Annotated in this window: 7 protein-coding genes, 1 rRNA gene and 1 pseudogene; 5 read left to right on the top strand and 4 right to left on the bottom strand. The window is 53.9% G+C overall.

Going from position 1 to position 14269, the window contains the following annotated elements; genetic code table 11:
- Positions 1-222 precede the first annotated feature (222 nt).
- Positions 223-1722: ribosomal RNA gene (locus GSQ94_RS02795) — 16S ribosomal RNA — on the bottom strand.
- A gap of 1030 nt (positions 1723-2752) precedes the next feature.
- Here GSQ94_RS02795 and GSQ94_RS02790 point away from each other — a divergent pair.
- Positions 2753-3304, top strand: coding sequence for a DUF4337 domain-containing protein (locus tag GSQ94_RS02790; RefSeq protein WP_158941785.1), 552 nt, complete (start codon positions 2753-2755; stop codon positions 3302-3304).
- A gap of 12 nt (positions 3305-3316) precedes the next feature.
- On the opposite strand, the gene GSQ94_RS02785 is transcribed toward GSQ94_RS02790, so the two are convergent.
- Positions 3317-4048 carry a VIT1/CCC1 transporter family protein gene (locus GSQ94_RS02785; RefSeq protein WP_158941784.1) on the bottom strand — a complete coding sequence of 244 codons (732 nt, stop codon included), beginning with the start codon at positions 4046-4048 and terminating at the stop codon, positions 3317-3319.
- 278 nt (positions 4049-4326) lie between these two features.
- Between GSQ94_RS02785 and GSQ94_RS02780 the strand changes: the two genes are divergently transcribed.
- The 4 genes from GSQ94_RS02780 (at position 4327) to GSQ94_RS02765 (ending at position 11708) form a co-directional block, all read left to right on the top strand.
- Positions 4327-5028 carry a hypothetical protein gene (locus GSQ94_RS02780; RefSeq protein WP_216843001.1) on the top strand — a complete coding sequence of 234 codons (702 nt, stop codon included), beginning with the start codon at positions 4327-4329 and terminating at the stop codon, positions 5026-5028.
- Between the two features lie 69 nt (positions 5029-5097).
- Complete coding sequence (locus GSQ94_RS02775; protein WP_254063577.1) at positions 5098-8550, top strand: TonB-dependent receptor; 3453 nt, start codon at positions 5098-5100, stop codon at positions 8548-8550.
- Between the two features lie 44 nt (positions 8551-8594).
- Positions 8595-10733: a VWA domain-containing protein gene (locus tag GSQ94_RS02770; protein WP_371417424.1), complete on the top strand. Its 2139-nt coding sequence runs from the start codon at positions 8595-8597 to the stop codon at positions 10731-10733.
- 132 nt (positions 10734-10865) lie between these two features.
- Positions 10866-11708 carry a tetratricopeptide repeat protein gene (locus GSQ94_RS02765; RefSeq protein ID WP_254063575.1) on the top strand — a complete coding sequence of 281 codons (843 nt, stop codon included), beginning with the start codon at positions 10866-10868 and terminating at the stop codon, positions 11706-11708.
- On the opposite strand, the gene GSQ94_RS02760 is transcribed toward GSQ94_RS02765, so the two are convergent.
- On the bottom strand, positions 11705-11881 hold the full coding sequence (locus GSQ94_RS02760; RefSeq protein ID WP_158941780.1) for a DUF5522 domain-containing protein: 177 nt from the start codon (positions 11879-11881) through the stop codon (positions 11705-11707). The two genes, GSQ94_RS02765 and GSQ94_RS02760, sit on opposite strands and share 4 nt — an antisense overlap.
- A gap of 13 nt (positions 11882-11894) precedes the next feature.
- A pseudogene (locus GSQ94_RS02755) lies at positions 11895-14269 on the bottom strand (DEAD/DEAH box helicase); the annotation flags it as partial.

The raw sequence follows: 14269 nt of genomic DNA, 5'->3' as shown, positions 1-14269 counted from the left end.
AAGGTTTCGAGGACACAGTTGAACGTACATAGCAGCTACGCCGCTATTGACCATCGGTGTTGACAGATAACGAAAAAAAGAAGGTTTAGTTCAGGCTCATCGAGACTCGCCGAAGCTCATCAAGATGGTTCTCGGCAACGTCACTTCCAACTCAATCTGATCGCAAAACCAGATTGCCTGCAATCGCAGGATGTTGAAGTGCGCCGAGGCGTTCTCTTTTAGAAAGGAGGTGATCCAGCCGCAGGTTCTCCTACGGCTACCTTGTTACGACTTCACCCCAATCATGAATTACACCTTGGGCGGCTGCTCCCTTGCGGTTAGCGCACCGACTTCTAGTGCAACCCACTTTCGTGATGTGACGGGCGGTGTGTACAAGGCCCGGGAACGTATTCACCGTGGCATGCTGATCCACGATTACTAGCGATTCCAGCTTCATGGAGTCGAGTTGCAGACTCCAATCCGAACTGAGGCCGGCTTTTTCCGATTAGCTCACCCTCGCGGGGTTGCAGCGGTTTGTACCGGCCATTGTAGCACGTGTGTAGCCCTGGACATAAAGGCCATGAGGACTTGACGTCATCCCCACCTTCCTCCCCGTTATCCGAGGCGGTTTCGTCAGAGTGCTCAACTAAATGGTAGCAACTGAAGATAAGGGTTGCGCTCGTTGCGGGACTTAACCCAACATCTCACGACACGAGCTGACGACAGCCATGCAGCACCTATATAGCGGTCTATTGCTAGACGCCGACGTTTCTGCCGGATTCCACTACATTTCGAGCCCAGGTAAGGTTCTTCGCGTTGCGTCGAATTAAACCACATGCTCCACCGCTTGTGCGGGCCCCCGTCAATTCCTTTGAGTTTCAGCCTTGCGACCGTACTCCCCAGGCGGATTGTTTATCGCGTTAGCTTCGACACGGCAGGATTGGGTACCTGCCACATCAAACAATCATCGTTTAGGGCTAGGACTACCAGGGTATCTAATCCTGTTTGCTCCCCTAGCTTTCGTGCATCAGCGTCAGTTATGGTCCAGTGAGCCGCTTTCGCCACAGGTGTTCCTTCCGATATCTACGCATTTCACCGCTACACCGGAAATTCCACTCACCTCTCCCATACTCAAGCCCGACAGTTTCTAATGCAGACTATGGGTTGAGCCCATAGATTTCACATCAGACTTGTCAGACCGCCTACGCACCCTTTACGCCCAATAAATCCGAACAACGCTTGCCCCCCTCGTATTACCGCGGCTGCTGGCACGAAGTTAGCCGGGGCTTCTTCTATGGGTACCGTCATTATCTTCCCCATCGAAAGGAGTTTACATACCAAGATATTTCATCCTCCACGCGGCGTTGCTGCGTCAGGGTTTCCCCCATTGCGCAAAATTCCCCACTGCTGCCTCCCGTAGGAGTCTGGACCGTGTTTCAGTTCCAGTGTGTCCGTGCGCCCTCTCAGGCCGGATACCGATCATCGCCTTGGTGGGCCATTACCCCGCCAACTAGCTAATCGGCCGCGACCTCCTCCCCAAGCGCATTGCTGCTTTGACTCGTAAGTGTTATGCGGTATTAGCTGAGATTTCTCTCAGTTATTCCCCACTCGAGGGTAGATTAGTCACGTGTTACTCACCCGTGCGCCACTTTACTCAGGTATTGCTACCCTTTCTCGTGCGACTTGCATGTGTTAGGCACGCCGCCAGCGTTGATTCTGAGCCAGGATCAAACTCTCGTTTAATCTTGGTTTGCTTGCCGCACAACGACAGGGGTCGGTGCGGATCAAGCGCCCCCGGTGCTCGAAAACACCCAGAGGTTTATAACTAGTGAGAATGACTAAACCAAATTTCGTATCATCTCACGACTGGCACGTTCAACTATGTTGTCAAAGATCCACACTGCATCCACCTAAGCGGGCAGTTTTGGATCAAGGGCAGAATCGGCATAAGCCATATTCGTGTCCTCGAACTTGATGCGCTGTATTTCGTCTATATTGACTACCTACTGAGACTCTCTCGCTTATTTTATCGGCTCAATTTCAGCTCTTCGAGAAGCACTTCAGTAACGTAGGACGTTTTAGCGAACTTTCTGAGATTATCAATCTTCAGACCGTTTGTCAACTTTTATTTTCATATTTTTCGAACTTTCAAGCTACACGAAAAAGATGAGCAAGCTAACAAGCATTCACTCAGCACAAAATATCAAAACATCTTGACGCTCGAAAATGAGCGCGGAGCACTTAGCTCCTTGAAAATCTTAATTCAACTGCAGTGGCTTGGGTTTGGATTTACGGTTTGGCTTTAAGCTCAAAAACCGATATCAAACGCTTGGACTGCGCTCCGACTTACCTTGTTGCTCGCTCTTTATGCTACTAGAGCCAAGGCGCGAAGCAGTGTTTCTTTACTTCTCACCTAGAGTACTTTGCTTTTCGTGTCCGTGCAAGCTTTGATGCTTTTCACTTCGTTTCTCGCCGTATGCCTCTTTGCGACTTGCTTAGAGTATCAAGCTTTTTGTCTCCGTGCAAGCTTTACGCTTCTCACTTCGTTTCTTGCCGTATGCCTCTTTGCGACTTCCTGAGATTATCAATGACTGCCTCCTTCTGCAAGGACTCAGGCTGTGTATAACCTGTACTTCCTGTAGAAAAGTCGCTTTCGTCCAATGAAGACAGGGTAAATAAATGTTTGATTATTTACCCTTTTACTCTAGTTACGCTTCGATCTTGCTTATTCGATTGGGAAGAGTCCACAGCACGGGGCTAAAATTGTTTCATTATGGAAGCCAATGAAGTTTCAGAGTTTGCCAATCAGATGAAAGAGTCCGGGGAGTCAGGTGGAGAGTCACTGAAGAGCATCTCTCTCGGCATCTCGATACTGGCCGTCCTTGTTGCCATGGTCACTGTACTTGGGCACCGTACCCACACTGAGGCTGTTCTGATGCAGTCGCGCGCCGGCGATCAGTGGAATGAATACCAGGCAAAGAAGATTCGAAGGGACAACCTCTCAGTAACACTGGATCTGCTTGCGATGGAGCCTACTGTCAACGCAACTGCTACCGAAGCGAAGCGAAAAGAGTATGAAGCCCACATCGAAAAGTGGAAGGACGATCTCTCCGAAGAGCAGGAGAAAGCTCGAGAGTTCGAAGCTGAGGTGACACGGGCCGAGGCGAAGGCTTCCCACTACGATCTGGGAGAGGCTTTGTTGCAGATCGCAGTGGTGCTCTGCTCCATTACGCTGTTTACCCGGAAGCGCGCTTACTTTCTTCTTGGGCTCTCGCTGGGGGCTGCGGGAGTCGTGGTAGCGTGTTTGGGTTTCCTGGTTCGCTAGGCAATCCCATGCCTAAACATGATGGCTGTTGAGGAGCCTTGCGAGGAGGTATGCGACTGCTGCTGCGGCCCCTCCAATGATCACGGTCTGGAGAGCGCTACGAAGCCAGCCTGTGCCTACAAGCTTTCCTTTCATCGCTCCGAAGATCGCAAGTGCAAGAAGCGTGATAATCACTGAGAGCTTGAGAGCCGTTAGGTTGTCTGCTATGAGCATGTAGGGAAGCAATGGAATAAGCCCACCGGCAATGTAGGAGATCGCAATGGTAAGAGCGGAGCGGTGGGCGCGGTTAGGCGCGGGTTCTTCGAGGCCAAGCTCGAAACGCATCATGAAATCAACCCATGCGGTAGGGTTTTTTTTAAGTGCGCTGAGAACTGGCTCGGCGCTAATACGGTCCACCGAATACTGCTCGAAGATCTCGTAAATCTCTTCTTCTTCATCGCGAGTGCGTTCGATAACCTCGCGCTCTTCGCGACAGCGCTCGGAGATGTAGTGTTCGGCATCACCGCGAGCGGCGAGGTAGCCGCCGAGGCCCATGGCGATAGAGCCAGCGGCTATCTCTGCGAGGCCAGCAAGCACAACGATATGGGACGAGGCGACGGCACCGGAGAGGCCCGCGGCAAGGGCAAAAGGAACGGTTAGCCCGTCTGAGAGGCCGATGACTATGTCACGAACGGCAGCTGAGGACTCGAAATGGCCTTCGATGTGGGGGCCGTGGGTGTGGGGCGCGTGGGCTACCTCATGCATTTCGGTAGTGTAGTGTAGCTTTTCCTTCCGACAGAAAATACGACAGTTCGGGAGGACGTTCAACAGAGGTTTTTTGCGTGCCTTCGAGAGTCTTTCGCGTGGGGAAACCGTCTGTATGAGCACGTGATTCCTAGAAAAAGTAAGGCGGATAGAGGAGCATGAGACGGCACTGGATAGACCGGTGGGGACCAACACTAGCGCTGATGGCTTTGATGACACTGCCCTTGCGCGCTCAGCAAGGAGACGATGGGGAGGGAGCAGTATTTGCAGGAGGTCACGTGGTACGCGGAATCGTAACGACCTCGACTGCAGACCACCTTACGGTAAAGACAGAATCAGGCGAGGTGTACCAGGTCAACGTTTCAGCGAACACGCGGTTGAGCAGGGACAGACAACCAGTGAAGGTGGTGGACATTAAGGCTGGAGATGGCGTGGGCGCAATGGGGGTTCTTGATCCAGCGACCAAGACAATACATGCAGTATTTGTTGGCGTGATGGACGCCGAGCAGGTGAAGAAGGCCCGGGAAGGGATGGGTAAGGTTTACATCACCGGCAGGGTGACGGCAATCGATATGGATGCGCTGAAGCTAACCGTGCTCCGGCCTGATGGGGTGAGTCAAGTGATTAGCGTCGACGAGCAGACGTCATTCAAGCGCGGTGGCCGGAACATGGGCGTGCTTGCGAGTGGTGCAGCAGTGACTGAGATTGGGCCAGTCATCGGAAGAGCGGCCGGCGCTGGAGCCGGTTCGGGGGGTGGCTCGGGCGGGGAGAGCATAACACTCGCAGATATCAAGGTAGGAGATGCGATAGCAGGACGAGGTGCGTTGAAGAATGGGGCGTTCGTGCCTACAGAATTGGGCGTTTCGGATGCTGCATCGACAGGGCGTCGGAGGAGGAGAGAGTTGGACGGTGGCAGCGCCGTGACGTCTCCAGCAGGATCAGCAACTTCAGAAAAGCCTGCAGCGACACCTCAGCAGTAAGGATTTAGTTCTTGTTGGCAGTCGTCGTTTAGCTGCGATCTGTGGGTTGATGGAGTGAAGCGAGGTAAGGTGCAGGGATCGATTCGATGGATCGTTATGTGCGTTGCACTGGTGGGGAATGCCAGGGGACAGACTTCGCCTTCCGGGGCGACAGTGACACCTGCGCAGCCTGCGGCTGTGACCGAGGCTAGCGGCGGGACTATCACCGGGACGGTTAAAGCTGGTGCGGTTCCGCTGCCTGGAGTAGCTGTGACGGCGAGCAATACCCTGACAGGCAAGAAGTATGCCACCACGACTGATGTGAATGGCTCGTTTGCGATGACAATTCCGCGCAACGGACGATATGTAGTACGGGTTGAGCTGGCTGCGTTTGCGAGTGAGACGAAGGAGGTTTTAGTTAATGCCGCGGGCGAAAATGGCGGGAAGCCTGCGCAGGTTGCGGAGTTTGGGCTACAACTAGCTTCGCGGGTGCAACAGCAAGAGGAGCGGCAGGCGGCGAGTGCCGGCGTTGCACGCGGATTGCAGGCGCTGAACGTAACGGGTGACGCTTCTGGATCCGCTGATGCCACAACAAGTGGCGGGAGTTCGGGGGCGCAATTGCCCTCTCTCTCGGGACTGGCAGCAGGCGACGCAGCAGCAAACGATTCGGTGGCAGTAAATGGTGCTGTGGGGCAGACGAATGGGCTTGCGGGCTATAGCGAAGACGACATTCGAGAGCGGGTGCAGGATGCGATAGCGCAGGCACAGCGGCAGGGCGGAGCTGTGGGAGACATTGCTAATTCGGTAGCTGGGCTGTTGGGTGGATTGGCAGGAGGAGGATTTGGTGGACCGGGGGGAGGAGGTGCGGGTGGTGGCGGGAGAGGAGGACGAGGCGGAGGTGGTGGGGGCGGCTTTGGAGGCTTCCGAGGTTTCAACCCAACACAGCCACATGGTGCGGTGTTCTATCAGGGGGGCAATGGCGCGCTGGATGCGGCAAACTTCTCCCTGACAGGCGCACCGGTGGTAAGGCCCGCTTACAGCTCGAATCGCTTTGGGGTGAGCTTCACCGGGTCTCCCTTCATCCCAGGAGTGATGAAGGCAAGCACCAAGCAGTTCATCTTCCTCAACGTCACCGGGCAGCGGAATATTACGCCCTCGAACCTGTACGGTACGGTGCCCACTGTAGCGGAACGAACTGGCGACTTTTCCGGTCTGACGCAAACAGTAGGTGGAGTGACAACACCTGTGACACTGTATGACCCTACGACGGGACTGGCGTTTGCGAATAATCAGGTGCCAGTGGCGCCACAGGCTGCTGCTCTACTGAACTTCTATCCAGCACCAAACATCTCGGCTACTGGAAGACAAGGATACAACTATCAGACGATCACAACCGCAGGCAATAATGCTGCCACAGCGGCGCTGCGGTATGTGAGGAACTTTGGACAAAGCAGCGGTTTCGGCGGTGGACGCAGGCAGCAAAGCAGCGGACCCGCTACGCTGCGGCAGAATATTAATTTCAATGGGAGCTACTCTCACACGGCCATGGACAACAGGAATATCTTTCTGCCGCTGGGGGGGGCAAGCGAAACCGATGGATATGGCATAACGGCTGGGTACACGATCGGATACGGAAAGCTGACCAATAACGCCTCAATCAACTGGAATCGATCACACAGCATGTTGCGGAACTACTTTACGAATGGAAACGATCCGCTGGACGGCACAGGAATCGATATTCCGAAGCCACTGATCGGAGGAGATCCGGGAATCTACAACGGCCTGCCAAGCGTGAGCATCTCGAACTTCACCGGCCTCTCGCAATCCCTACCAAGCGATGCGGTGAATCAGACAATCTCATTCTCTGATTTTGTGAGCTATCGATACAAAAAACACAACATGCGATATGGATTCGATATTCGCCGAGTGCACGCGGATACAGTGGGTGGGACGAATGTGGTTGGATCGTTCACATTTACAGGGTATGCAACGCAGAATCCAGCAAACTCGTGTACGCCATCATCGACAGTGACCTGCCCGGTGCTCTCGCCAAGCGGTTATGGGTTCGCAGATTTTTTATTAGGACTGCCGCAGCAGTCAGCGATTCAGGCGGCAACACAGAAGACCTATCTGCGCGCAAACGTATTTGACTGGTATGGGCAGGACGATTGGCGGGTGCTGTCGAATCTGACCTTGAACTATGGCTTGCGGTATGAGTACTTTTCACCTTATGTCGAGAAGGATGACCGGCTGGTCAACTTGGATCACAACGCTGACTTCACCGTGGTGTCGCCGGTGTGTCCAATGGCCATTGCAGGTTCATGTGGAGCAGGAACGGCGCGATCGCTGGTGAATCCAGACAGAAATATGTACTCCCCGCGATTGGGATTTGCGTATCGTCCAAAGCTGAAGATGTTCAAAGAGACGGTGGTGCGCGGAGGGTACGGGATTAACTTCAACACAGGACAATATGCGACGCTGGCAAGAAATTTATCGGCGCAGGTGCCGTTTGCGTTGACGCAAACAAATGTGGTGGGGCAGACGGGATGCACGCCGGCAACGTTGACTCTGGCGAGTGGTTTTGGCTGCTCGACGACTCCAGTGCAGAACAACTATGCCGCAAATGTGAACTACAGACTGGGACACGTTCAGGTATGGAATGTTGACATTCAACGAACGTTTCCCCTGGGAATCGTTGCCAACATCGGGTACAACGGGGCGAAGGGCGGAGACCTTGATATTGTGCGCGCGCCAAACCGAACTGCTACCGGCATTCTGAATTCAGGGGCTCAGCCATTCAACTTTGAGGACTCGTTGGGGTATTCACGTTTTGAACAACTAAGCGTAAATGTACGGAAGAGGCTTCAAAAGGGCGTCTCGCTGCAAGCGACGTATCACTATGGACATTCGATCGATAATGCTTCCTCAATCGGTGGAACGACGGTGGTGCCGGCCCAGAACGATAAAGATCTAAATGCTGAGGAGGGCAACAGTTCGTTCGATGTGAGACATCAGGTTACGGGCAATTGGGTGCTGGAGCTTCCGTTCGGTCCAAATCGAGCTTTCTTTACTAAGGGAGGGTTCTGGTCGAAGGCGCTGGATGGCTTTTCGCTTTCGGGAGATTTTACCTTTGCAACCGGAACTTACTTTACGCCTCACTATGTTTCGACGGTAGCGGAGACAGCTACGGGTACGAATAACACTTTGCGGCCGGATCGCATATTTTCGCAGCCTATTTCGGGGCAAGGAAGTGTCTTGAACTGGTTCAATCCAGCAGCATTCGCGGCTCCAGTGAGTGGATTTGGAACCGCTTCGCGCGGATCAATCGAAGGGCCTGGAATTGTGGTCGCGGACGCTTCTCTCTCGCGAACAGTGGCGATGGGTGACTCGCGATCTTTTGAAGCGAGGGTGACCGCAACTAACGTCTTCAACACGGTGCAGTACTCAGGGATTGATACCACCTTGAACTCACAGACCTTTGGGCAGGTGACGTCGGCAGCTGCTATGCGGCGATTAACAGTTTTGGCACGGTATCGATTTTGAGAGGTTCGGCAATGGGCTTGCAACGAATGATAGCCGCGACGCTCTTGAGTACGATAGCTGCCTTGTCTCCGGCTGGGCATGCACAACAGGCAGACTCCTCCGGGACCTTCACGATGAAGGTGCAAACCGATATTGTTTTGACAAACGTTGTGGTCCGGGACAAGAAGACGGGCGAGGTTGTGAAGGGACTTAAGGCGAACGACTTTACTATCCTGGAGAACGGAAAGCCGCAGAAGATTGCCAGCTTTGACTATCAGAATGTCGATGAAGCTGCTGTGCTTCGTGAGAAGTCGACAGTGATCGGAAGGGCGACGATTGCAGATCTCGTAAACGGTGAGTTCGCCACCAATCCAGCCTCGCTGCGCGATCATCGGCTCATCGTAATGTTCTTCGATCTCAGTAGTATGCAACCGGAGGATATCGATCGAGCAGTGGAGTCCGCGCAGGACTACGTAAAGAAGAAGATGCAGCCTGCGGATCTGGTAGCACTGGTAAGTATGGCCACAGGGCTAAGCATGGATCAGGACTTTACCTCGGATAAGACAGCGCTGCTAAAGGGCTTGGGCAAGTACAACGGGACGGAGGGTACAGGGTTTGCGAATGGGAATGAGGGCGGAAACTCAGGCGGTACAGCGGACGACGCCTCAAGCTTTACCTCCGACGACAGTGAATACAACGCGCTAAATACCGATCGTGAGCTCTATGCAATCCGAACGATTGCTAAAAGTCTGGAGAGGGTCGATCAGCGGAAGAGCCTGCTGTACTTTAGCGGCGGATTGACCCGGCAGGGGATCGAAAATCAGGCCAGCATGCGCGCTGCGACAAACGAAGCGGTAAAGGCCAATATGGCGATCTACAGCGTGGACTCACGCGGGCTAGAGGCTCTGCCTCCCGTAGGCAATGCCTCAACGGGAAGTCTACGCGGGACAGCGGCTTACAGCGGCGGGGCAATGCAGAGCCAACTGGATGCTAACTTTGGCTCACAGGAGACCCTGGCAACTCTCTCGTCCGATACGGGAGGGAAAGCATTCTTTGACTCAAATGACTTTGCGCCCGCGTTTCAACAGGTGCAGCATGACACGGAAGCTTATTACATCGTTGGATTTCACTCGACGAATCTGGCGAGAGATGGGAGCTACCGTCACCTGACGGTGAAGCTGAATCGTAATGATGTAAAGATTGACTATCGTCCCGGCTACTACGCGCCTGCTGACTTCCAGCATCAGAAGACGGAAGACCGAGAACAGGCTTTGACGGAGCAGCTAAGGAGCGATCTTCCAGTAACTGATGTTGCGGTCTATCTTCAGGCGCTGTACTTCAGAATGGGTGATAACAAGTTCTTCGTTCCAGTATCTCTGATTGTGCCCGGATCACAGATTCACAGCGTAAAGAACGGCGATCGGGATAAAGCGAACATCGATGTGATTGGGCAGGTAAAGAATGCGGAGGGTCTTGTCGTAGGGAATGTACGCGATACGGTGAAACTGGCGCTGGATGCTGCGCAGCAAGTTCAGCGAAAGAATATCCAGTATTCGACTGGGTTTGTGCTGGCCCCGGGAAGGTACCATCTAAAGTTCGTGGTGCGTGAGAACCAAACTGGAGCGATGGGAAGTTTTGAGACGGACCTACAAGTGCCGGATCTCAAGAAAAGCCCGCTTAAGCTGAGCTCAATCGTTCTGTCGAGTCAACGGGTACCAAACGCGGCGAAGAAGAGTCAGAATCCGCTCGTACGGGATGGAGTGGAGTGGATTCCGAATGTTCCACACGTGTTTCGGCAGGACCAACACCTGTATTTTCTGTACGAGGTGTATGACCCGGCGAAGGAGAAGAGCGCTCCCGAACCGGCAAGTTCTCCCGGTTTGACACGTCGGGAGGGTGGGCCGGTCAGAGTCCTGACCAGCATAGAGTTTCTGAGTGGCGGCACTAAAGTTTATGAAACACCTTTAGTGGAAGCAAAGGCGATCAATATTCCTGAGCGTGGAGCGGTGGCATTTCAGTTTGATGTACCCTTGACCCAACTCAAACCGGGAACATATGTGTGCCAGATCAATGTGATCGATGATGCCGGAGGGAGCTTTAGCTTTCCGCGGATGGCGATGAAGATACAGCCAGAAATAGCTCCGGTAGTGACTCCTGCAGCCGCTTCTGGCCAGCTGCCGGGTGGTGGCCCTATGAAACCTTAGCAAAGTGGCTATTGACAGCAGTTAAACGTAGGATGATGATGATGGCGAATTCGTGAGGTCCTTTATATGCGACCGCATCTTCGCTTCTCTCTTATCCTTCCCATCGTAGGCCTGACGCTTGCCAACTCTCCCTTGACCTCGCAAACGCTCGAAACAGCGACTGCGCCCGATGCTGCCCGTGATTTGCGCCACCAAAGCGCAGATTGGCTCGCAATCGAACCGCATCTACCCGACCCTGCGACTGCTAGCCCGCAAAGACTTGAGCTTACGGGTGACGTGCTGCGCGCCCGACGTTTCCCGGAAGACGCGCTGGTCTATTACGGTTATGCTCTTCGTCGCGGCGGACCGCAACAAGATTTACTCATCCGAATGGGCGTGACTGAACTCGATCTCAGGCATATAGGCGTTGCAAAAGTTTATTTTCAGCAAGTTGTCCGGCTTCAGAAGAAAAATGCGCAAGGATGGAACAATCTTGGCGCAGCGGAATATGTAGACGGACGCTATGGAACTGCGATCGCTGACTATGGCAAGGCGATCAAACTGGACAAGAAGTCCGCTATCTATCACTCCAACCTGGGAACGGCATACTTCGAAGAAAAGAACTTCGAGAAGGCGCGACAGCAGTTCGACATCGCTTTAACGTTGGATCCGGAGATGATGGAACATCACGGATCGAGCGGCATTGCGGCTCACATGCTCTCTCCCTCGGATCATGCCCACTATTGCTTCGAGATCGCTCGACTTTACGCACATCGCGGTGATGAGGAAAATATGCTCCGCTACCTGACCCTCTCCAGTGAAGGGGGATTTGATGTAACAAGTGCAATGGGTTCAGATGAGGTACTCGCAAAATACCGCAAAGATCCACGCGTAATCAGCTTAGTACGGAACGCACGGGCGATGAGAAGTGGGAAGATCGTGATCGCCGATGTACAAGGCGGCGTGCCCTCAATGCCCCCAGAGGTCCACAACTAATCTAGTGATTTATAGGGGCAGTGACGACAATCTGAGTTGCAGCAATAACCGCGCTTGCGATGGTACGCGGCCGTGAAGACTAGATATGGACCCTCGTAATAGAAGTCTTCGGGAAGAAGCTCCTGGGTTTGTTCTTCTGGCTTGATCTTCGTGGGTGGAGTGGGATTTTGCATTGGCGGAACCATCCTAGAAGAGCCCAAGGTCTGCGGTGAGGGGAGCAGAGGGGAGCATTGAGGATGAAACTGTAGTGGATAGATCGACCGGTCCAGGTACATCTCTCTCTGCATGGAGATTGCCATTTCGATAAAGAATCTGCCTTCCGGGAACGCTGGGACTACGTTCACCAGCGACTACGATGCCAATGAGGTTCATGGGATCGGCAGCAGCAACACTGACGATCGAGTCCGACTCGTTATTGCGTGCGGCACGCAGGGATTGGACCGCCTCGGGAAGCGCGTATTGTTCGCCAGCGAAGCCGGAGATGAAACGCCCACCACGGATCTCACCCCGGGATTCGAGGCGGCGAAGGATGTTTAGAAGATCACGCCATCGGGGAGCGTTGGATTCGCGAAGAAGAATATCTCGGAAGAGGACGCCGTAGCGGTTGAGAAGTTGGCGAGCGAAACTCTCCAAAGCGGCTTCGGTGCGGTGAGCCTGTTCAATTGTTGATGGCGCGGCGTGGAGTTCTTCGCTCAGGAGAGACCAGCGACCTGCAGAGCTGCGGGCGGCGCGCTTGCCGGGAGCTTCAGTAACGGTGGATTTACGTCGGGGATCCATGCAGGCTCGAAGTTGGTCGAACCCATCCGCAGAAGCCAGACCAGCAGTAGCGAGTTCCCAAAGGGCATGCTGTATCTGCTGACGAGTAAGGTTCGCGATGCGCTGGATATCGTTAGCAAAGCAAGCGCCGCGCTGCTGGAGCAAAGTTCGCAGTTGAAGAGCCTCCGCGCTGAGGGCGATCGCTAATTTACACTCCTCAACACATTGCCGGGCAAGAGCATGAGGAAGCCATTCGGCGGTCTCACGAATGTAGAACGTAACTGGCGCAGCATTCGTTGGAATGACGCGGCGAGGAGAGGCTCCATCTCCCGCTGACCATGCTGGGTGGGGTGAGATGCGACCCCAGCCTACGGCTCCAGAGAGGCAGAGGGCATCGAGCCATCGCGGATCATAGTCAGCAACGCGTGAAGGGAGGAGAGAGCGCTCCCACTCGATTGCCGGTGCTTCGAAACCTTCAAGCTGGCGTAGAACTTCGAAGACGCCCTCTTCACCGGAGAGCTGGGTTTGGGGAGCGAGGTGCTGCCACCGGAGTAGCCAGCGCATATACACAGCAGGTGTAACAGACTCAATTTGTTTACGAAGTGTAGAGACGGTGAGGCGGTGAATACGTTGGAGAATGCGGCGCTCACACCATTCGATGCAATAGTCAGAGTTTCTTTCTCCCGATAAGCCTCTTGCGTCAGACTTCTCAAAGACACCGCGCACGAGGAGACCCTGCATCTCCATAGCAAGAAGAGCTTGAAAAATGAGAGCTGGATCAAGATTCAAAGTGCGGGCAAGGCTGTCCGCAGTTGTGGGCCCGGTTATTTGTAACCATCCCTGAACTAATTTTTGCAAAGATTCTTCTTTTGTAGTTAAGGTCGTGCCATCGGCTGCGAGCTCCCATAAGGCTTCTATTTGGGGAAGACGTTCGGTTGTAACCCAACATGAGAATCCGCCGCAGGCAATTGTCCGCGCTCTACCTGTTTGAATAAGTCGGTCGTAGAAGGGAGTCCAGTGGCGTGTCTCCAGAGTATCGAGGGCTGTTAGTGGGAAGGCTAGGAGAGAGTGCAGCAGATCATGGAGTTCGTGCTCGTCGCGCAGGTCGGGCCAGATCTCTTTACGGACTGCGGCGATCGCGGCAGGATCGAGTTTGCCGGGTTCGTCTGGAAGATTGCGACTCAGAGAGGTGGCGCGAGCACGACGCTCTTCGAGACCGGCCTCATCTAAATATGCGTAAGGATTTGCATTGAGAAGTTCGTGGGCGAACTGAGAAGGCGTGGGAGTATCGACAGCGAGGCAGCGAATGGTGCCGTCTTTTATTCCACGAAGTAGCGCCATGAGGCCTTCCAGATCCATCGCCTCGTGCAGGACATCCTGCATGACCTCATTGACGAGAGGATGATTAGGGATCTGAATGTCTCCAACTATGGTCTCAAAACAGGCAGCGGCTTGAGGAAAGACGCTGGCCATCAGATCTTCCGAACGAGTTCGCTGAATCTGAGGGGCGATGCGTTTTCCTTTGGAGAACCGAAGAAGCTGCAGACTACGACCAGCAGCCCAGCGCCAACGATTTTTGAAGATTGGAGAGGCAATGGAAGCTTGTTCCAGTAGCTCTCTTGCGGTGTCCTCGGTAAGGAATTGAAAAACATCGGCAAGGGGGAAGCTGTGTTGCTCGGCCAGAGAGATGTTGATGCCGTTGTCGGTAGCTGCGGCTTGTAGTTCGAAGTTGAAACCGCGACAGAAGCGTTTGCGCAGCGCGAGGCCCCATGCTTTATTGATACGACCACCAAAGGGCGCGTGAA

Origin of the sequence: Granulicella sp. S190, from assembly GCF_009766095.1 — a bacterium.
Taxonomy (GTDB): Bacteria; Acidobacteriota; Terriglobia; order Terriglobales; family Acidobacteriaceae; genus Edaphobacter.
This window is presented reverse-complemented; position numbering and strand designations above follow the sequence as displayed.